Raw genomic sequence first — 19,765 nt, forward strand, 5'->3', positions numbered from 1 at the left:
TCAAATCCGGTGGTTGGCGGGCATAAAGCCGATTTTCGCGTTGACGCAAGTCGCGATACCCGGTATAGGCCCGCCATCGAATGGCAGCTTTTAAGGCTCGCCGTGGTTTCTCGCATTCCGCATGTTTAAGCGATCTTCCTCGCAAGAGGCGCTTTCCGGTCGGAATAGAGCATGTGACAATTTGAGAGGCATTCATGGCCAATACAACTTCGGCGAAAAAAGCAACTCGCAAGATTGCCCGCCGCACAGACGTTAACAAGGCACGCCGTTCGCGTGTCCGCGGTTTCCTGCGCACCGTTGAGGAAGCCATCAGCTCCGGCGACCAGACTGCTGCAGCTGCAGCACTCCGGGCAGCACAGCCTGAACTGATGCGCGCCGCCAGCAAGGGCGTGGTTCACGCCAATACGGCATCGCGGAAGATTTCCCGGTTGTCCAACCGGGTCAAGGCGCTCAGCGCCTGATCCGATTAAAATTGGTTAGTCGACTAAAGGCCCGCCTCGTGCGGGCCTTTTTCTTTTGACTCCAATAGTTTGCGGTGACCGGCAAAAAGCCTCAACACGCCACCGTCACAGTGCTGTCGCAGACGCATTTTTTTTCTTTTATTTTCATGCAGTTACACGAGGTGCCGGATTCAACACCCGATGAAGGGGCGAGATTTTGCGGATATCCTGTCAAGCCCTGAAATTTAATATCCAAGGCTTCCTGAGCGGTTAAAAAATCGTGAAGCCGCGAAAAGGCAATGAATCCAATCGCCTGTTCCAGAGGCCCTCCGGAAGCTTTTTTCAACCATTCCGAGTCAAGCCCCAAAGTGCTAACAAAACGTAAATATGCTGCTTGATCTGGTCCCTCCATCCTGCCTAAATGCATCCAACAGAGAGCACGGGGCCGGACGGTCCCAGGGAAAACTTGCAGCCAATCTGGCGAGCGTTTTTCAACCTGCTTCCTGGGGCGCGGCATTCTTGCCGGGCCGCATCATACATAACCTTCGGTTGCATTGGCGCTCTTTCGCCTTGCAGTGGAGTATTAGCCGCCGGAACTCATGTTTTGGCGGAGCGTTGAAGGTTTGTTCAGTGCAGCGATACGAGGTCGCGGCACAGGACCAGACAGGGGGACGATCAAGGCGAGCACGACCGCCGGGAAAGAATGCGACTGCGCGGACGATATCCGCGAAAGACTGAGGTCAGAGCAATCTGACCATTATGCGGCAACAGGGGTGACGGCGACGATGCAAATTCAGATGACAACAGCGCGTAAAGCAGCAGAATGGACCACGGCGGATACCGTGACCCAAAAGTTGAGCGCAGATATTTGCCCGTCGACTGACAAAGGGGCGGACATGAATAGAAGCAATCAGGTTTTTGATCGGGTGACCGCGCGTCTCAAAGCGCAGGTTGGGCCGGAAGTTTTCACCAGCTGGTTCGGCCGGCTGAAACTTCAATCGGCCTCCAAGAGCGTTGTGCGCCTGTCGGTACCGACGGCTTTCCTGAAGTCATGGATCAACAACAAGTATCTCGACCAGATCACCGCGCTGTTTGGCGAAGAGGATGCAGACATCCTCAAGGTCGAAATCGTTGTCAGGTCGGCAACGCGGGCCAGCCCCGGCGTGATCACCACAGCCAGCACATCGGATGCGGCAAACTCCGGTCATCCTCCGGCTGTCTCCAAGCGCCGGGAACCACCGGTGATGGTCAAGGGCGCGGGTGCCCACTTCACTGCGTTTCCAAAGGGACACCAGGCGGCCAATTCGGTCATCGGTTCGCCGCTTGACCCACGCTACACATTCGAGAGCTATGTCGAAGGAACCTCCAACCGGGTAGCGCTTGCGGCGGCAAAGACCATTGCCGAGGCAGGCACCGGATCGGTGCGGTTCAACCCGCTGTTCATTCACTCCAATGTCGGCTTGGGCAAAACCCACCTGCTGCAGGCCATCGCCGCAGCGGCGAGCCGCCATGCCCGCAATCCGCGGGTGGTCTATCTGACGGCGGAATATTTCATGTGGCGCTTTGCCACCGCCATTCGCGACAACGACGCCCTGTCGTTCAAGGAATCGCTGCGCAATATCGACCTGCTGGTCATCGACGACATGCAGTTTTTGCAGGGCAAGTCGATCCAGCATGAATTCTGCCATTTGCTCAACATGCTGCTCGATTCGGCCCGTCAGGTGGTGGTTGCCGCCGACCGTGCGCCCTGGGAGCTGGAATCGCTGGATCCGCGTGTCCGGTCACGGCTGCAGGGTGGCGTCGCCATTGAGATCGAAGCGCCTGACTACGAGATGCGGCTGAACATGCTGCGGCAGCGACTGGCCGCGGCGCAGATCGAAGACGGCACGCTGGATATTGGCGAGGACATTCTGGCCCATGTGGCCCAGAACATCACCGCCAGCGGCCGTGAACTTGAAGGCGCGTTCAATCAGCTGCTGTTCCGCCGCAGTTTCGAGCCGAACCTGACGCTGGAGCGGGTCGACCAGTTGCTTGGTCATCTGGTCAATGCGGGCGAACCGAAACGAGTTCGCATCGAAGACATCCAACGAGTGGTTTCACGGCACTACAATGTGTCGCGGCAGGAACTGGTGTCGGACCGGCGCACCCGGGTCATCGTCAAGCCACGGCAGATTGCCATGTATCTGGCCAAGACCATGACGCCGCGCTCGTTTCCCGAGATCGGCCGCCGATTCGGCGGACGCGATCACACCACCGTGCTGCATGCGGTGCGCAAGATCGAGGGTCTGATCAACGGGGACACCAAACTTGGCCACGAGATCGAGCTGCTGAAGCGCTTGATCATCGAATAGGCGGCAATCGTCACGCTTATCCCCAGAATCCCGGTCCGGCCCGAAAGGCCCGGGCCGGATTTTGTTTGCATGTCAGGGGCATAATCTGCCATTTTGCTGACCCGGGCCCGGCGCGGCATGCGCCATCTTGTGGGCCGGCCAAGGCAGAAGCCTGACAAGACAGAATTGAAAGGTCCTTGCCTTCCCGGCGCGGGCCCCCAGCCAAGCGGTAGCCAGATCATGCGTGTCACCCTCGAGCGTTCCAATCTTCTCAAGTCGCTGAACCATGTGCATCGCGTGGTCGAGCGTCGCAACACCATCCCGATCCTGTCCAACGTGCTGCTCAAGGCCGAGGGCGCGACGCTTGACATGAAAGCGACCGATCTGGATCTGGAAATCACCGAGGCGACGCCGGCGATGGTCGAACAGGCTGGCGCCACAACGGTGCCGGCGCATCTGCTCTATGACATCGTGCGCAAGCTCTCGGACGGCTCAGAAGTGTCGTTGTCGAGCAGTGAAGACGGCGCGTCGATGACGGTGGCTTCCGGGCGGTCGAAATTTTCGCTGCAGTGCCTGCCCCAGTCGGACTTTCCGGACCTGACCGCCGGCGCCTTCAGCCACACCTTCCGGCTGCCCGCAACCCAGCTCAAGATGCTGATCGACCGGACCCAGTTTGCGATCTCGACTGAAGAGACTCGCTACTATCTCAACGGGATTTTCGTGCACACGATCGAGAGCGAGGGCGCGCTGAAACTGCGTGCAGTCGCCACCGACGGACACCGTCTGGCCCGCGCCGATGTCGACGCGCCATCCGGCTCTGAGGGGATGCCCGGCATCATCATTCCGCGCAAGACCGTCGGCGAATTGCAAAAGCTTGTCGACAATCCGGACGTCACCGTGACGGTGGAAGTCTCGGACGCCAAGATCCGTTTCTCCATCGGCTCGATTGTGCTGACCTCGAAGCTGATCGACGGTACCTTTCCGGATTACCAGCGGGTGATCCCGACCGGCAACGACAAGGAACTGACCGTCGACTGCCAATCCTTCGCACAGGCCGTGGACCGGGTGTCGACGATCTCGTCGGAACGCGGCCGCGCAGTCAAGCTGGCCATTGCCGACGGACAGCTGACGCTAACGGTCAACAACCCTGATTCAGGCAGTGCCACCGAAGAACTGGCCGTGGGCTATGACCGCGATCCGCTGGAAATCGGTTTCAACGCCAAATATCTGCTCGACATCACCAACCAGCTCTCGGGCAGCAATGCAGTGTTCATGCTGGCCGATCCCGGCTCGCCGACACTGGTGCGTGACACAGCCGGCGATGACGCGCTCTATGTGCTGATGCCGATGCGGGTCTAGAGGCTTTTGCCCTCCTGCACCGGGACTGGCTGCCGGTCGCAACGCGGCTGAGCGGAGACAGGCATGGTGCATATCCAACGACTGAAGCTTGCCGGGTTTCGCAATTATGCAAGCCTGTCGCTTGAACTCGACCAGCGCCACGTGGTGCTGGCGGGAGACAATGGCGCAGGCAAGACCAATCTGATGGAAGCGCTGTCGCTGCTCACCCCCGGCCGCGGCATGCGGCGGAGTTCCTATGGCGACATGATCAAGGCCGGGTCCAGCCCGCAGGCCGGCTTCAGCGTCTTTGCCAGTCTTGAAGGCATGGCCGGTCCTGTCGATATCGGCACCGGCGTCGAAGGCGGTGAGGACGGCGGCGGCCGCCGGGTGCGGATCAATGGGGCGCCTGCCCGCTCGACCGATGAACTTCTCGAACATCTCAGACTGTTGTGGCTGACACCGGCGATGGACGGGTTGTTTACCGGACCGGCGGGCGACCGGCGGCGGTTTCTCGACCGGCTGGTGCTGTCGGTGGACCCGGCGCATGGCGGACGAGCGCTGAATTACGAGCGCGCCATGCGCAGCCGCAACCGGCTGCTGTCGGAAGGACGGCCCGACCCGGCCTGGCTCGACGGGCTGGAGGGGCAGATGGTGGAACTCGGCGTAGCCATGGCGATGGCCCGTAACGAAGTGGTGAGCTTGCTGTCGGGCCTGATCGAATCACAGACCGCGCAAAGCGCCTTTCCGGCGGCGACGCTGCGGCTTGAAGGATTTCTGGAAGATGCGGCGCATCCGTCAGCCAGCGACATGGAAGCAGATTTTGCCGGCATGCTGAAAACCGGACGCGGCCGGGACTCGGCTGCCGGACGCACATTGTCGGGACCGCACCGCTCCGACCTGATCGTGCATCACCGTGCCAAGGCCATGCCTGCGGCGCTTTCCTCGACTGGCGAACAGAAAGCATTGCTGATCGGCATAGTACTCGGCCACGCGCAACTGGTGCGCGGCATGACCGGGCATGCGCCGGTGCTGCTGCTTGACGAGATCGCCGCCCATCTTGACGAAGGACGCCGGGCGGCGTTGTTTGACCTGATCGAAGCGCTCGAGTGTCAGGCGTTCATGACCGGAACCGACGCGCAGATGTTTGCAAGCCTTGGCGCGCGCGGGCAGATCCTGACGGTGACTGACGGCAAGGTGACGCCGCACCAGGATGCCACCGGCGCCTGAGCCGAACCAACAAGCTAGCGCCCCCCGCGCCTCTGGAGACTGGCCATGGATGATCCGCATCTCAACCCCGACGAAGTAGCGCGCTATGCAAGGCATATCGTGCTCAAGGAAATCGGCGGCGCCGGGCAGCAGAAACTGAAGGCTGCGCGCGTGCTGGTGCTCGGCGCCGGCGGCCTCGGTTCACCGGTGTTGAGCTATCTGGCTGCCGCAGGCGTCGGGCTGCTCGGCATTATCGATGACGACATCGTGTCGCTGTCCAATCTGCAACGGCAGATCCTGCACGACACCGCCCATGTCGGCATGGCCAAGACAGAAAGTGCGGCCCGTGCGCTGAAACGGCTCAACCCGCACAGCCGCGTGGTGACGCATGAATTGCGGCTGACTGCCGACAACGCCGTCGATATCCTGACCAGCTATGACATGGTGGTGGATGGATCGGACACGATCGAAACCCGTTATCTGCTGGCCGATACCTGCGAAACGCTGAAGATCCCGCTGGTGACGGCGGCCGTGGGGCGGTTTGACGGCTCGGTGACGGTGCTGACGCCCTATGAGCATGACGCCAAGGGGCAGCTCTATCCACGCTACCGGGATCTGTTTCCAGAGGCACCACCGCCCGGCATGATGCCAAGCTGCGCCGAGGCCGGCGTCGTCGGCGCGCTGACCGGGGTGATCGGCACGCTGGAAGCAATGGAAGTTATCAAGCTGATCACCGGCGCGGGCGAACCTCTGATCGGACGGCTGTTGCTCTATGACGGGCTCAATGCCAGCTTCCAGACCGTGCGCTACAGCCGTAAGGGCTGACGGCCCAATACCTTTTTTCCAAAGCCTCAGTTTCTGAGCGGCAGCACCCGGTCGGGCGGACGGTGGCCGTCGAAGAAGGTGCGGATGTTGATGATCACCTTGTCACCCATGTCGATGCGGCCTTCGATGGTGGCCGATCCCATGTGCGGCAGCAATACCACCTTGCCTTCGGAAGCGAGCTTGACCAGCCGCTTGTCCACCGCAGGTTCGTGCTCGAACACATCAAGCCCGGCGCCAGACAGGCGGCCATCCTTGAGTGATTTGATCAGAGCGTCTTCGTCGATGATGCCGCCTCGGGCGGAGTTGACGATGTAAGCGCCGGGTTTCATCAGGTTGAGCCTGCGGGCCGAAAGCAGGTGGAAGGTTGCCGGCGTTGACGGGCAATGGACCGAAACAATATCGACCCGGGCCAGCATCTGGTCGAGGCTGTCCCAATAGGTCGCCTCAAGCTGATCCTCGGTGGCGGGATCGACGCGGCGGCGATTGTGGTAATGGATCGACAGACCGAATGCCTTGGCGCGTCGGGCGACCGCTGTGCCGATCCGGCCCATGCCGATGATGCCGAGTCGCTTGCCGCCGATGCGATGACCAAGCATCCAGGTCGGCGACCAGCCTTTCCAGGTGCCGCCGGCTCCGACGATGACATTGGCGCCCTCGGTCAGCCGCCGCGGTACGGCCAGCATCAGCGCCATGGTCATGTCGGCAGTATCTTCAGACAGGACATTGGGGGTGTTGGTGACGGTGATGCCCTTTTTCTGCGCTGCATCGATATCGATATTGTCGACGCCATTGCCGAAATTGGCGATCAGCTTCATCTGCGGTCCGGCCTGCTCGATCAGCGCCGCATCGATCTTGTCTGTCACGGTCGGCACCAGCACATCGGCCGAGCGCATGGCAGCGACCAGTTCGGGCTGGGTGCGGGCTTCGTCGGTGATGTTGAGCTCGGCGTCAAACAATTCGCGCATGCGGGTTTCGACCGCATCGGGCAAACGGCGGGTGATGTAGACCTTGGGTTTTTTTATAGAGGGCATTTTTCAGGTCCGGGTGTTGAGAGCTCTTTAACCAAACTCGGCGATAGTGACAAATACGTTATGCTTTTTCTAACAGACCCACCGGCGATGACAATCCAAAGCGCCGGGATTGATGTTTAAAAAGCACTGCAAGCCGGCGCGCCGGGTCCGGTCCGCGTCGCTTCGACGTGACGCGCCTTTCCGCAAGCCGCCCGTCCGACGGGCGCTACAGGGCCGGACATCACAGATCAGCGCCACATTGTTGGCGCCAACCCAAAAGGTGTAAGTCATGCGTCGCCTTTCCTTACTCACCGCAGTCTGCCTGGCCCTGGCGGGCCTGGTCACCAGCCCGATGCTGGATACCGCCGGCACTGCGGCTTATGCGCAGGGTGCTGCCAAGGGGCCTAGCGGACTGCCCTTGCCGCGGTTTGTCAGCCTCAAGGCCAAGCGGGTCAATTTGCGCGTCGGTCCCGGCCGCGATTACGCGGTATCGTGGCTCTACACCAAATCGGGCGTGCCGATGGAAGTCATCCAGGAATATGACAACTGGCGCCGGGTACGCGACGCCGAGGGCACCGAGGGCTGGGTCTATCAGTCTCTGCTTTCAGGCGATCGCACGGCGATCACCGCGCCGTGGAAGAAGAGCGAAGACGAGGACAACTTCATCAATATGCACCGCGAAGCCCGCATCAACGCCAATATCGTGGCGCGGCTCGAGCCCGGCGTGATGGTCGAGATCAAAGCCTGCGACGGCGACTGGTGCGAAGCAAGCGCCGACGGAACCAGCGGATGGGTGCCACAAAGCGAAATCTGGGGCGCCTATCCCGGCGAAGCCTTCAGGTAGATTATATGACAAGCGTTTGAACGTCGTCAGATCAAGCCAGGTTGATCCGAAACGTCTGCGACTCAGGATCAAGGGTGTCGGGAGCCTCGACAAAGCCGGACTTGAGCAAAACCCGTGATGAAGCGGGATTGGCACGGTTAACACCAGCCAGGACTTGTCCGGACCACCCGGCTTCGCCAAGCGCCTTGATCAAGCCCGTCACCAGTTCACTGGCATAGCCCTGCCCCCAGACGGGCTGGGCCAACAGATAGCCCAGTCGAAGCGTCGGCGTGGCGTCACACTCTGACGTATCCGCCAGTATCATCAGCCCGATGATCATGTCCGTGCTGACCTGACGCACCGCATACAGGATGCTTTCGGCCTGTCGCGCGGTCACCCAGCTTTCAACCGGGTCTGGACCATCCGGCATTTGCAACGGTCCCGGCAGATGTTGGAGCACCGCTGGCACCAGAATATCCGCAATGTCTCTTGCATAACCCGCCTGACCCGAATTCCCGGTCCTGATGGTCAGGGAATTGACCACCAGACGCCGTGTTCGGAATTGCAGGTTGTCAGCGGCTTTCGAGCTCAGCATGAGCCGGTCAAACCATGACGCAGCGCCCGCATCCTCACAGGATGCGAACAGCGCCCTTTGATGCACTGCTGGTCATGGCCGCATAGGCTTTGAGCGCGGTCGAAACGGCGCGTTTGCGCGGCTTGGACGGCTTCCAGCCTTCCGCTTCGCGCTCGGCGCGACGTTCGGCAAGCGTGGCCTCGTCCACGGCCAGATGAATGCTGCGATTTGGAATATCTATTTCAATAAGATCGCCATCTTCTACCAGACCGATGGTTCCGCCTTCAGCCGCTTCCGGCGACACATGGCCGATCGACAGCCCCGAAGACCCGCCGGAAAAGCGGCCATCGGTGACCAGCGCACAGGCTTTGCCAAGTCCCTTGGATTTGAGATAGCTGGTCGGATAGAGCATTTCCTGCATGCCGGGGCCGCCGCGCGGTCCCTCATAGCGAATCAGCACAACCTGGCCAGGCTTGACCTTGCCGGTGAGGATGTCGGAGACCGCGTCATCCTGGCTTTCAAAGATCTTGGCAGGCCCTGAGAATTTCAGGATCGATTCGTCGACGCCTGCGGTTTTGACGATGCAGCCATCCTCGGCCAGATTGCCGAACAGCACGGCCAGTCCACCGTCCTTGGAAAAGGCATGCTCAGCATTGCGGATCACGCCATTTTCCCGGTCGGTGTCAACGCTGGCATAGCGGCGGGACTGCGAAAAGGCGGTCTGGGTCGGCACGCCGCCCGGTGCTGCGCGGTAAAACTCATGCACCGCTTCGTCAGTCGACTGTACCACATCCCATTTTTTCAGCGCATCCTCGAGGGTCTTTTCATGAATGGTGCTGACGGATGTGTCGAGCAGGCCTGCCCGGTTCAACTCCCCGAGAATCGCCATGATGCCGCCGGCGCGGTGAATGTCTTCCATGTGCACATCGGCCTTGGCGGGTGCGACCTTGCACAGCACCGGAACGCCGCGCGACAGCCGGTCGATATCGGCCATGGTGAAATCCACTTCGCCTTCATGGGCGATGGCCAGCAGATGCAGCACCGTGTTGGTGGATCCGCCCATGGCGATGTCCAGCGTCATGGCATTCTCGAAGGCTGCAAATGAGGCTATCGAGCGCGGCAGCACGCTGGCGTCATCGCCTGTATAGTATTGCTTGGCCAGACCGACGATCCTGCGTCCGGCTTCGCGAAACAGGTATTCCCGATCGGAGTGGGTGGCGAGCGTGGAGCCATTGCCCGGCAGTGCCAGACCCATCGCCTCGGCGAGGCAGTTCATCGAATTGGCGGTGAACATGCCCGAGCAGGAGCCGCAGGTGGGACAGGCCGAGCGTTCGATCGAGGCCACATCGGCATCGCTGATGCTGTCATCGGCGGCGGCGACCATGGCATCGACCAGATCCAGTGCCTTCTCGGTGCCGTCTTCGAGAATCACCTTGCCGGCTTCCATCGGGCCGCCGGAGACAAAGACCACCGGAATGTTGAGCCGCATGGCCGCCATCAGCATGCCCGGAGTGATCTTGTCACAATTGGAGATGCAGACCATCGCATCGGCGCAGTGGGCGTTGACCATGTATTCGACCGAATCGGCGATCAATTCGCGCGAGGGCAGCGAATACAACATGCCGTCATGGCCCATGGCGATGCCGTCATCGACCGCGATTGTGTTGAATTCCTTGGCAACGCCGCCGGCCTTTTCGATTTCACCGGCAACCAGCTGTCCGAGATCCTTGAGGTGGACGTGACCGGGCACGAACTGGGTGAAGGAATTGACCACCGCGATGATCGGCTTGCCGAAATCGCCGTCCTTCATGCCCGTTGCGCGCCAGAGGCCACGGGCGCCTGCCATGTTGCGGCCATGGGTGGATGTTCTCGAACGAAAAGGCGGCATTGAATTTTCCTCATAGTAATACCGGCTCAAGGGCGATCAGACGCGCTTGCCGGGGCATAACAGTCTCATAATGCTAGTAATCGGAAATCGTCAGCATTTCCAGAGCGATCAGACCAGAACACGCGCCGGCTCGATAAACGGCGCAATCCGGTGTCATGAAAAGGCGGCGCGGGGACTGATGGCGTGACGTCAGCGCTTGGGGCGGACGCGGATCACCACATCGACATGGGTGATTTCCATACCGTCGGGGGCTTCGGGCAGGTCGGTGACCGATATATTGCCGACCGGAATGTCGAGCACCCGGTTACAGCCCTCGACCACGAAATGGTGGTGGTCGGAGACATTGGTGTCGAAATAGGTCTTGGCGGTTTCCAGCGACAGCACCCTGAGCAGACCAGCCTCGGTGAACTGATGCAGCGTGTTGTAGACTGTCGCCAGCGAACAGGAGCAGCCGATGCAGGACGCTTCTTCGTGCAGTTCCTCGGCTGTCAGGTGCCGGTCGCCCTTGGCGAACAGCAGATCGGCCAGAGCCACGCGTTGACGCGTCGGACGAAGCCCGGCGCCGCGCAGGCGTGCAGCCGCATCGCGGTCGGCGGATTTTGATCTCTGTTCAACAGGCATGGTCTACGGCGTCCAATCGATGGATGTCATGGGTTTCATATATCTTTTGTGGGCAGCGCTTTCAATAGACCCCATGAAAGCCACTTTCCGTCCCCTCAGCTCTTTCCCTTGAAGGCCTCATCCTTTATTCGGGCTTTATCCGGGAATGCCGCGACGGGTGGTTTCGCCGCGACACGGGCCTGTGCTAGCGTGCACAGCAGAATTTGAAGCCGCGCGGTGAGGCGGCGAACGAGGAGATGCATTTTACATGGTCGACAGGCAATCGAGCTATTCATACGAAGAAATCCTGACCTGCGCGGAAGGCGAGCTTTTCGGGCCCGGCAATGCACAGCTGCCGCTGCCGCCGATGCTGATGGTGCACCGGATCACCGATATTTCGGAAACCGGCGGCGAATTCGACAAGGGCTATCTGCGCGCCGAATTCGACATCACCCCGGACCTCTGGTTCTTCCCCTGCCATTTCAAGGGCAATCCGGTAATGCCAGGCTGTCTCGGACTTGACGGCATGTGGCAATTGACCGGGTTCTATCTCGGCTGGCTTGGCGAACAGGGCCGCGGCATGGCGCTGTCGACCGGCGAAGTGAAGTTCAAGGGCATGGTGACGCCGGACGTCAAGAAGCTCGAATACGGCATCGATTTCAAGCGCGTCATGCGCGGTCGTCTGGTGCTCGGCATCGCCAATGGCTGGCTCAAGGCCGATGGCGAAACCATTTATAACGCGTCGGATTTGAAGGTCGGCCTTGCAAAAGACAAAACTGGCTGACACATCCGGAAACCGGGCGACCGCAACGGGCGTCAGGACACATCAGGACCCTCTACTCGAAAGGGCAGACATATGAGACGAGTCGTTGTGACAGGCATGGGGATTGTATCCTCGATCGGCAACACAGCCAGCGAAGTGACCGACTCACTGCGCCAGGCCAGATCCGGCATCAGTTTCAGCCAGGATTTCGCCGACCATGGCTTCCGCAGCCAGGTCTGGGGCGCACCGACGCTGGACCCGACCGACATGGTCGACCGCCGCGCCATGCGTTTCCTGTCGCGCGGCGGCGCCTGGAACCATGTCGCCATGAAGCAGGCGATCGAGGATGCAGGGCTTGAAGAGGCCGAGATCAGCCACGAGCGCACCGGCATTGTCATGGGCTCGGGCGGACCGTCGACACGGACGCTGATCGATGCAGCCGACATCACCCGCAAGAACGGCAGCCCGAAGCGCATCGGCCCGTTCGCGGTGCCGAAAGCCATGTCCTCGACCGCATCGGCGACGCTTGCGACCTGGTTCAAGATCCACGGCGTCAATTATTCGATCTCGTCGGCCTGCTCGACTTCGGCGCATTGCATCGGCAATGCGGCGGAGCTGATCCAGTGGGGCAAGCAGGACATGATGTTTGCCGGCGGTCACGAAGACCTCGACTGGTCGATGTCGAACCTGTTTGACGCCATGGGCGCGATGAGCTCGAAATACAACGAGACCTCGCCGACCACGGCAAGCCGTGCCTATGACATCACCCGCGACGGCTTTGTCATCGCCGGCGGTGCCGGCGTGGTGGTGCTGGAAGAGCTCGAGCACGCCAAGGCGCGCGGTGCCAAGATCTATGGCGAACTGGCCGGCTATGGTGCGACGTCCGACGGTTACGACATGGTTGCCCCATCGGGCGAAGGTGCTATCCGCTGCATGCGGCAGGCGCTGGCTGACGTCAAAGGCCGTGTCGATTACATCAACACCCACGGCACCTCGACGCCGGTGGGCGATTCCAAGGAAATCGGCGCGATCCGCGAAGTGTTCGGCACCGACATGCCGCATGTGCAGTCGACCAAATCGCTGACCGGGCATTCGCTCGGCGCCACCGGCGTGCAGGAGGCGATCTACTCGCTGTTGATGATGAAGGAAAACTTCATCGGCGAAAGCGCGCACATCACCGAGCTGGATCCGGAATTTGACGGCGTGCCGATCGTGCGCAAGCGCATCGATGACGCCAAGATTGACACCGTACTGTCGAACTCCTTCGGCTTTGGCGGAACCAACGCGACGCTCGTGTTCCAGCGTTATAACGGGTGAACTCCATGACCGGAATAATGCAGGGCAAGCGGGGCCTCATCATGGGCGTCGCCAACAGCCATTCGATTGCCTGGGGCATCGCCAAGCAGCTTTCAGAGGCCGGCGCCGAACTGGCGTTCACCTATCAGGGCGAAGCTTTTGGGCGGCGGGTAAAACCACTGGCCGATTCGCTCGGCTCGACGCTGCTGCTGCCGTGCGATGTCGAGGATGTCAGCACCGTCGACGCAGTGTTTGACCGTTTGAAGGAAGAATGGGGCACGATCGACTTTGTCGTCCATGCCATCGGGTTTTCTGACAAGACCGAGCTCAAGGGCCGTTATGCCGATGTGACCACGCGGGCGAATTTCTCCCGCACCATGGTTATCTCGGCCTATTCCTTCACCGAAGTGGCGCAACGCGCGGCCCCTCTGATGAGCGATGGCGGCTCCATCCTGACGCTGACCTATGGCGGCTCAATGCGGGTTATGCCGAACTACAATGTGATGGGCATCGCCAAGGCAGCGCTTGAAGCCATGGTGCGCTATCTGGCCGCCGATTACGGTCAGGACGGCATCCGCGTCAACGCCATCTCGGCAGGCCCGGTGCGGACGCTGGCGGGTGCCGGCATCGGCGACGCGCGCGCCATGTTCAGCTACCAGAAGAAGAACGCACCGCTCAGACGCACCGTCGACATCGACGACGTCGGCAAATCGGCGCTCTATCTGCTGTCCGACCTGTCGTCGGGCGTCACCGGCGAAATCCACTACGTCGATTCCGGCTTCAATATCACCTCGATGCCGATCGTCGAGGAACTGACCAAAGCCGACACGGAATAACATTCAAGCCGCAAGGTTTGGTGGAAACGGGAAGCCTCGGGCCGGATGGTTCGGGGCTTTTTTTGTGAACCGTCATCGGACGCGCGATGCAGACAGCGTCAGTTTATGACGGGATCCAGACCCATAAGGTAACTCAATGGCGCGTGATCATCGGTCAGGATCTGCGCGTTTTTCCGCTGAAGAATGGTGTCAACAAACCCGGTCTCCAGCACTTGGAAGCGGGTAACATCCGGGGCCGCCGTCTCGATCGTCGATACAGGGCTGTCCTTTGCGCTGGCCAGCAGGACAAAAACCCGACGCTCACCCGGTCGGGGCGGATTTCCTACAGTCCAGACCTCGACGCTTGGAAAAACCTTGCGCAGAGTTGCAACGACTGCGGCCAGCGCATCGAGCCGGTCCATATTATCCAGGAGGTTCATGGCAAAGACTCCACCTGAGGCCAGCCTGTCGGAAACCAGGGTAAAAAACTCCAGCGTCACCAGATGTTCAGGAACGGCAATATCGGTGAAGGCATCGCCGACGATGACATCAAACCGTTGAGCGTTGTTGCGCAGCGCCAGCCGTGCGTCGCCGTGCAGGACCGAGGCGGTCTTGGGATCAAACCAGAAGCGGTTGACGGCCATAGCCGTCACTTCGGCGTCGATCTCGGCAATCGTTATGCCTGAAATCCCCCTATCCGCCCAGGCCCGAGGCACTGAGTAGGATCCCCCACCAATATGAAAAGACGTGAAATCCGTTCGCCCCATACGCATTCGAGGCAAAGCATCCAGCATTGCCGCGTGTTCGGTAAACATGACCCGAGGTGCATCTCGGGCGCTAATCCCATGCGCAAGATGATCGACGATCATCAGGTTGATCGGATCCTGCGAATTGTCCGAAACTGCCACCGTCCGGATGCAGTAATAGCTGCTTTCCCGGTCGCATACGGGCGGCAGACCAAAAGCACTAATTCCGATCAGAGAGACTATGCTGATGCCTGAGACAGAGGTAATGAACTCGCGACGTGACGCGCCGCCGAGCCAGAAGCAAACACCCGCAGCAATGAGATAGACCACGGCAATCACGAACAGGGTTGCCACCGAGCCTAGCCATGGGACAAACACAAAGCCCGCCAGGAGTGTCCCGGCAATTGCGCCAATCGCTCCTGCCGCAAACATTGCACCGAGCGCACGCTCGGATTGGTCATTGTTGCGCATCGCGGCCACTGTCAAGACAGGTGCCGGCACACCTGCGAAAAGTGAAGGCAGGAAGAATGCCAGCGTGCTGAGGGCCGTAATTGCAGCCAAAGGATGCTGGAGAGTTTCAAGAACAGGACTGGCGACAGCCCGTAGGAAAACCGTTGCCGCGGCAGTCGTGCAGGCGGCTGCGATCATGGTCCAGCCCGTAAACCGCAGAGCGCGGCCGGTCTGGAGCCCGGCGATCCTTCCGCCCCACCAGTGGCCGGCTGAAAAGCCTGCAAGCACCACCGCGATGATAGATGTCCAGGTGTAAAGGCTCATACCGACATAGGGCGCAATCATGCGCCCCGCGAGGATCTCGACAACAAGGCTCGACGCGGAAATGCCAGCCTGAAGGAAGATCAGCAACCAAAGCGGTATCAGCCTGGGGAGGGAGGGTTTTGTCATCAGCAGACGAGTATCTCTACGCCGGAAAACCAGTCAAGTGGCCTTGACTGTCTCCCGGACAAAGAAGCTTCATCCACGTCATGCGCAAAGCTGTCATCTGTGTCGAGCGTAGAGACGGTCCTCCCGCCCAAGTTTTGAAGTCCGCCCCAATTCGCCGCCTCTCATTTCCCAGCCCTACTTCAGCCCCGTCCTGGCGATCTTTTCAGCCAGCTGTGACGTTGCCGCGCTGCGGGCGGTGGCGATCTGGATCGGGGTGGGTTTTGCCGGCAGGGGTACCGAGATCGAGAACTGGCCGGAGCGGTCGGCCTTGGCATTCTCGGGGGCTACGAAGAACTGGCCGGCAATCCTGAAGGCACCGTCAGACGTCGCCAGCATTTCCTCGATGCGGACATCGACCCTGGCCTCGGCACGGCCGCGGAATGGCCATGGCTCGGGCACCACCCTCGCGCCGGTGATGGCTCCCATGTCGCGCGCCAGCTTCAAGGTGATCGCCCGCGCAGGATTGTCGGCCCATAGCGGCCCGAGCTCGGTGATCGCACCGTCTGCGCCTTGCGTGAAAATCTGCTCGGAAGCCGCATAGACCGGCAAGGTGACCTCGACCACTTCCACGGTCTCATAGCGGGAACTGATCCGCGCGGAGGGTTCGATCTGCTCGCTGGCGTAGCGGATATCCTTGGTGGTGCAGGCGCTCAGCGCAACGGCCGAGAGCACAAGCATCAGCGTGGAGATATGGCGTTTTGGCATTGGTTTACCGTCCCAGAAGAAGCGAATTCGGGTTGCGTTCGATGGCGCGGGCCAGGCTTTCGATGGCGCGCGCGGCTGCGTCGATCTTGTTGATGGCGCCGCGGGTGTCGCGGCTGAACTCTGAATCGCCGGAATAGGCCTGCAGCGTCACACCGGCCTGACCTGCGACCTTGCGCAACTCGCCGGCAAGCTGCGGCAGCGTTGCCGAGGCTTCGGCGATGGCGTCAGCAGCCTCACGCGCCGAGGACAGCGTCGCATTGGCATTGTCGACAAGACCACCGTTCTGCAACTCATCCAGCGTCTGGCGCATGGCGGCGAGTGCGCCATTGAGTTCTGCGGGCAATTGCCGGGTCGAATCCTGATCGAGCAGCAGATTGGCTGCCTCGAGCAGGTTTGCAGCCCTGTCGGCGAGTTCGTTCAGCGGCACCTCGCCAGCGTTTTTCAGGATGCCGCGCGCCTCTTCGACCAGTTGCGGCAGGCCGTCAGCGGCGGTTGCGACAGCATCAACCGTCTCGGTCAGGCGTTCGATGGTCTTTTGGGTTTCGAGTTCGCGCATCAGCCGGTTGAGCGTCGCGCTGGTGGTCTTGAGTTCATCGAGAAGCCCGCCGATCTGCTCGGGCATGCCCTGGACACGCTGGCTTTCAGCCACGGTGCGGACAGCCGCCAGCAGGCCGGTGAGTTCGGCCGGTGCGGCTTGCAGTTCCTTGGAGCCGACCAGAGCGGTGGCATTGCCGAGAAAGGCGATCACCGACTGCATCAGTTCCTCGATCGGGAGATCGCTGACACGCTGCAGCACGCCCTGGGCGGTGGCCCCGACATCGGCGACATCAGCCGGTGCGGTGGGAATTGTCGGCAAGGGGGTGGCGGCACGGTCAAGTGTCGCCGGCTTGGCATCGGGCAGATCGGCGAGCTCGATCTTGAGGCCGCCGGTAAACAGCGATGCGTTGACAAGCCGGGCCCGCAAACCATCCTTGGTGCGGTCTTCGAGGTAATCCAGCAGCGCGTCTTCGCCGGCGCCCTCGCCCAGGCCGAGCCGGCCCGGATTGAGCCTCACCGAGGCGATGAGACGGACATAGCTGTCGCCGAAACGCTCCTTGTCGACCAGCCCATTGATGCCGGTGACATCGCCGACCCGCAAGCCGCCGAGTTCCACGGCCGCACCTGTGGACAGTCCGGGCAGGTTCTGGTCGAACACCATGGCGACATCGACGGCCTTGCCTTCGTCTTCGATCAGGAATTCGTCGCGGGCCTCATCTTCGGACTTGAACAGATCATAGACCGTGCCCTCGGTCAGCGGCTCGCCACCCGATCCGATTGTCTCGAAGGTCACGCCGCCGGAAATCAGTGATGCGAGAGAGTTGAAATTGACCTTCGCGCCGGTGGCGCCGAGCGAAAAGCTGAAGCCTGAAATGTCCCAGAAGCGGGTCGATGTGGTGACGAAACCGGTCATCGGTTCATAGATCACCGCATCGGCGATTACCCCGGTGCCGTCCTTGTTGAACGAAGTCTCGCCAATCGCGCCAACCTCGACATCCTTGTAAAGGATCGGCGTACCGGCGCCCGGCAGGCCTTTGGTGGAGCGCAGCTTGAAGGTGATGCCTTCGCGGCCCAGACCGATCAGCGGCGCGTCGGCCAGCCCTTCGAATGTGGCTCTGGGGCTGGCAATGACATTGTCCCAGACACCCTGAATATAGACGCCCGAGAGCACCGTATCGAGGCCGGAAACGCCGCGGGCGCTGACTTCCGGACGTACGACCCAGAATTTTGCATCGGCATCAATGTAGCGGGCCAGATCCTTCTCGATGCGGATCGACACCACGACCTTCTCCAGATTGTCGCTGAAGCGGATCTGCTCGACCTTGCCGACGCTGAGGTCGCGATAGCGAAGCTGGGTCTCCTGCGCCTTGATCCCAGCGGCTTCGGTAAACGAAATCTCGATCAGCGGGCCGCGCTGATTGTAGCTTTGCCAGGCAGCCGCAAGCGCAATGCCGAGCGCTATGACCGGGATCGCCCAGATCAGCGACGCGCTGTCCCAAAAGGTTTTTTTTCCGGGCTTCACCGGAACGTCGCCGGGCCTGCCGGAAGCGGGAGTATCGATATCGTTCATCCGGTCGTGTCGCTTTCTTGAAGAGGTTCGTCCCAGATGAGACGGGTATCGAAGGACTGTGCGGACAGCATGGTGAAGACAACCGACAGCGCAAAGGTCAACGCCGCCGGTCCGGGATGAATGGATGCGACAACGGACAATTGCACAAGCGAGCTGAGAATTGCCACGACGAACACGTCGATCATCGACCAGCGGCCGATGAACTCGACCACCTCATAAAGATGGTGGCGGCGGCCGGACGACATCTTCGTGCCCCTGCGCACAGAGATTGCCAGATAGGCAATGGCCATGAATTTCCCCACCGGGATCAGCACGCTGGCCACAAGGATGATACCCGCGACACCGAATGAGCCGTGCTGCAGCAGTTCCACCGCGCCACCGACAATGGTACTCTCCGAGTGCTGCAACAAAGTCTGGGTCACCAGCATCGGATAGATATTGGCCGGAACATAGCAGATCAGTCCCGCCAGCCACAGCGCCCAGACCTTTTGGAGACTGTGGGTGTCGCGCGATTGCAGATGACTGCCGCAGCGTTCGCATTGCACGGTTCCAGCCGGCCAGACCCGCGCACAATGGCGACAGGCAACCAAACCAGCCGCGCGTGCGGTCAATCCTGTTGATGTTCCAGTGATTTCCATACCGACCATGTACAGTAAAAGTTGTCGCTAACAAGGACTATGAACACGAAAGCCGTGAACATCCAGAACGCCGGCCCGAAGCCGATTGATGCCAAAGCGGCGACCTTGACCAGTGCAACCGCGCAGCCAATGGCAAAAATTTCGGCCATGGCCCAGGGCTTGAGCCGCTGCGACAGCCCGAATGCGGATTTCGCATACCGATAGGGAACGCGGTCCCGAACGATCGGAGTCAGCACATAGAGCACCAGCAACAGGCGTAACGCCGGGATCAGCACGACCATGGCGGCTGTCGCCACCGCCAGCAGTGCCATCAGGCCAGAGCGGAACGACAGCGCCGTGTCGAGAATGGAGGCCTGATTGGTGAAGCCGGAGACCTCGATGTTGAGAAACGGAAAGAACACCGCCGAAACGATCAGGATCAGCATGGCCACCGTCAGCGCGATGATCTTGAGGCCAGCCTTGCGGATCGGCGCAATCAGCACGGTGTGACAGCGCGCGCAGACCGCCTGCTCACCGCTCGCGGGCACGTGGGCCGTGTAAAGCGCGTCGCAATGCGGACATGCAATCAGGTCTCCGAGGTGCACTGCACCGGGAAGAGCATTCCGGGGAAATTCTGCGTCGGTCTCTGCCACTCAATCCAGTCCTTTCCCGGTGAGATGTTTCATGTAGCGACGATCATAGCGAAAAAGAGGCGAACACGGCCTGGGCACAAAGAAATGCCG

Annotated in this window: 19 protein-coding genes; 9 read left to right on the forward strand and 10 right to left on the reverse strand. The window is 60.7% G+C overall.

Annotation, left to right across the window (positions count from 1 at the left end; all coding sequences use genetic code 11):
* Window positions 1-194 precede the first annotated feature (194 nt).
* Window positions 195-461 carry a 30S ribosomal protein S20 gene (gene rpsT, locus IMCC20628_RS19145; protein ID WP_047031524.1) on the forward strand — a complete coding sequence of 89 codons (267 nt, stop codon included), beginning with the start codon at window positions 195-197 and terminating at the stop codon, window positions 459-461.
* A gap of 91 nt (window positions 462-552) precedes the next feature.
* Here the strand turns inward: rpsT and IMCC20628_RS25200 are convergent, their stop codons facing one another.
* Window positions 553-852 carry a hypothetical protein gene (locus tag IMCC20628_RS25200; RefSeq protein WP_156174584.1) on the reverse strand — a complete coding sequence of 100 codons (300 nt, stop codon included), beginning with the start codon at window positions 850-852 and terminating at the stop codon, window positions 553-555.
* A gap of 484 nt (window positions 853-1,336) precedes the next feature.
* On the opposite strand from IMCC20628_RS25200, the gene dnaA reads away from it, so the two are divergent.
* The 4 genes from dnaA (at window position 1,337) to IMCC20628_RS19165 (ending at window position 6,139) form a co-directional block, all read left to right on the forward strand.
* Window positions 1,337-2,791, forward strand: a complete 1,455-nt coding sequence (dnaA, locus tag IMCC20628_RS19150; protein ID WP_156174585.1) for a chromosomal replication initiator protein DnaA — start codon at window positions 1,337-1,339, stop codon at window positions 2,789-2,791.
* Between the two features lie 219 nt (window positions 2,792-3,010).
* Window positions 3,011-4,129: a DNA polymerase III subunit beta gene (gene dnaN, locus IMCC20628_RS19155; protein WP_047032781.1), complete on the forward strand. Its 1,119-nt coding sequence runs from the start codon at window positions 3,011-3,013 to the stop codon at window positions 4,127-4,129.
* Window positions 4,130-4,192: 63 nt separating this feature from the next.
* Window positions 4,193-5,335 carry a DNA replication/repair protein RecF gene (gene recF / locus IMCC20628_RS19160; RefSeq protein ID WP_047031526.1) on the forward strand — a complete coding sequence of 381 codons (1,143 nt, stop codon included), beginning with the start codon at window positions 4,193-4,195 and terminating at the stop codon, window positions 5,333-5,335.
* Between the two features lie 45 nt (window positions 5,336-5,380).
* On the forward strand, window positions 5,381-6,139 hold the full coding sequence (locus IMCC20628_RS19165) for a molybdopterin-synthase adenylyltransferase MoeB (protein WP_047031527.1): 759 nt from the start codon (window positions 5,381-5,383) through the stop codon (window positions 6,137-6,139).
* 26 nt (window positions 6,140-6,165) lie between these two features.
* Here IMCC20628_RS19165 and IMCC20628_RS19170 read toward each other — a convergent pair whose 3' ends face one another.
* The gene (locus tag IMCC20628_RS19170) at window positions 6,166-7,170 is read right to left on the reverse strand and encodes a D-glycerate dehydrogenase (protein ID WP_047031528.1); all 1,005 of its coding nucleotides are present in this window, start codon (window positions 7,168-7,170) and stop codon (window positions 6,166-6,168) included.
* 268 nt (window positions 7,171-7,438) lie between these two features.
* On the opposite strand from IMCC20628_RS19170, the gene IMCC20628_RS19175 reads away from it, so the two are divergent.
* Window positions 7,439-7,993: an SH3 domain-containing protein gene (locus tag IMCC20628_RS19175; RefSeq protein WP_047031529.1), complete on the forward strand. Its 555-nt coding sequence runs from the start codon at window positions 7,439-7,441 to the stop codon at window positions 7,991-7,993.
* 31 nt (window positions 7,994-8,024) lie between these two features.
* On the opposite strand, the gene IMCC20628_RS24400 is transcribed toward IMCC20628_RS19175, so the two are convergent.
* The 3 genes from IMCC20628_RS24400 to irrA all read right to left on the reverse strand — a co-directional run bounded on the left by IMCC20628_RS24400 (window position 8,025) and on the right by irrA (window position 11,055).
* Window positions 8,025-8,567 (reverse strand): GNAT family N-acetyltransferase, encoded by a 543-nt coding sequence (locus tag IMCC20628_RS24400; RefSeq protein ID WP_052766555.1) that lies wholly within the window; start codon window positions 8,565-8,567, stop codon window positions 8,025-8,027.
* Window positions 8,568-8,601: 34 nt separating this feature from the next.
* Window positions 8,602-10,434, reverse strand: a complete 1,833-nt coding sequence (ilvD, locus tag IMCC20628_RS19185) for a dihydroxy-acid dehydratase (RefSeq protein ID WP_047031530.1) — start codon at window positions 10,432-10,434, stop codon at window positions 8,602-8,604.
* 189 nt (window positions 10,435-10,623) lie between these two features.
* Window positions 10,624-11,055 (reverse strand): iron response transcriptional regulator IrrA, encoded by a 432-nt coding sequence (gene irrA, locus IMCC20628_RS19190; protein WP_047031531.1) that lies wholly within the window; start codon window positions 11,053-11,055, stop codon window positions 10,624-10,626.
* A gap of 247 nt (window positions 11,056-11,302) precedes the next feature.
* On the opposite strand from irrA, the gene fabA reads away from it, so the two are divergent.
* The 3 genes from fabA to fabI all read left to right on the forward strand — a co-directional run bounded on the left by fabA (window position 11,303) and on the right by fabI (window position 13,929).
* The gene (fabA, locus tag IMCC20628_RS19195) at window positions 11,303-11,818 is read left to right on the forward strand and encodes a 3-hydroxyacyl-[acyl-carrier-protein] dehydratase FabA (RefSeq protein WP_047031532.1); all 516 of its coding nucleotides are present in this window, start codon (window positions 11,303-11,305) and stop codon (window positions 11,816-11,818) included.
* A 72-nt stretch (window positions 11,819-11,890) separates the two neighbouring features.
* Window positions 11,891-13,114, forward strand: coding sequence for a beta-ketoacyl-ACP synthase I (gene fabB, locus IMCC20628_RS19200; protein ID WP_047031533.1), 1,224 nt, complete (start codon window positions 11,891-11,893; stop codon window positions 13,112-13,114).
* Window positions 13,115-13,119: 5 nt separating this feature from the next.
* On the forward strand, window positions 13,120-13,929 hold the full coding sequence (gene fabI / locus IMCC20628_RS19205; protein ID WP_047031534.1) for an enoyl-ACP reductase FabI: 810 nt from the start codon (window positions 13,120-13,122) through the stop codon (window positions 13,927-13,929).
* Between the two features lie 98 nt (window positions 13,930-14,027).
* Here the strand turns inward: fabI and IMCC20628_RS19210 are convergent, their stop codons facing one another.
* From IMCC20628_RS19210 to IMCC20628_RS19230, 5 genes are all read right to left on the reverse strand, one after another.
* On the reverse strand, window positions 14,028-15,554 hold the full coding sequence (locus IMCC20628_RS19210) for a fused MFS/spermidine synthase (protein ID WP_047031535.1): 1,527 nt from the start codon (window positions 15,552-15,554) through the stop codon (window positions 14,028-14,030).
* 174 nt (window positions 15,555-15,728) lie between these two features.
* The gene (locus IMCC20628_RS19215; RefSeq protein ID WP_047031536.1) at window positions 15,729-16,298 is read right to left on the reverse strand and encodes an ABC-type transport auxiliary lipoprotein family protein; all 570 of its coding nucleotides are present in this window, start codon (window positions 16,296-16,298) and stop codon (window positions 15,729-15,731) included.
* A gap of 4 nt (window positions 16,299-16,302) precedes the next feature.
* A complete protein-coding gene (locus IMCC20628_RS19220; RefSeq protein WP_047031537.1) occupies window positions 16,303-18,405 on the reverse strand; it encodes an MlaD family protein in 2,103 nt (700 codons plus the stop codon).
* Window positions 18,402-19,016, reverse strand: coding sequence for a paraquat-inducible protein A (locus IMCC20628_RS19225; protein ID WP_210165843.1), 615 nt, complete (start codon window positions 19,014-19,016; stop codon window positions 18,402-18,404). Before IMCC20628_RS19225 ends, IMCC20628_RS19220 begins: the two co-directional genes overlap by 4 nt.
* The gene (locus IMCC20628_RS19230; RefSeq protein ID WP_047031539.1) at window positions 19,013-19,675 is read right to left on the reverse strand and encodes a paraquat-inducible protein A; all 663 of its coding nucleotides are present in this window, start codon (window positions 19,673-19,675) and stop codon (window positions 19,013-19,015) included. The genes IMCC20628_RS19225 and IMCC20628_RS19230 overlap by 4 nt, the downstream gene beginning before the upstream one ends.
* Window positions 19,676-19,765 lie beyond the last annotated feature (90 nt).

The organism is Hoeflea sp. IMCC20628 (assembly GCF_001011155.1).
In the GTDB taxonomy this organism is placed as follows: domain Bacteria; phylum Pseudomonadota; class Alphaproteobacteria; order Rhizobiales; family Rhizobiaceae; genus Hoeflea.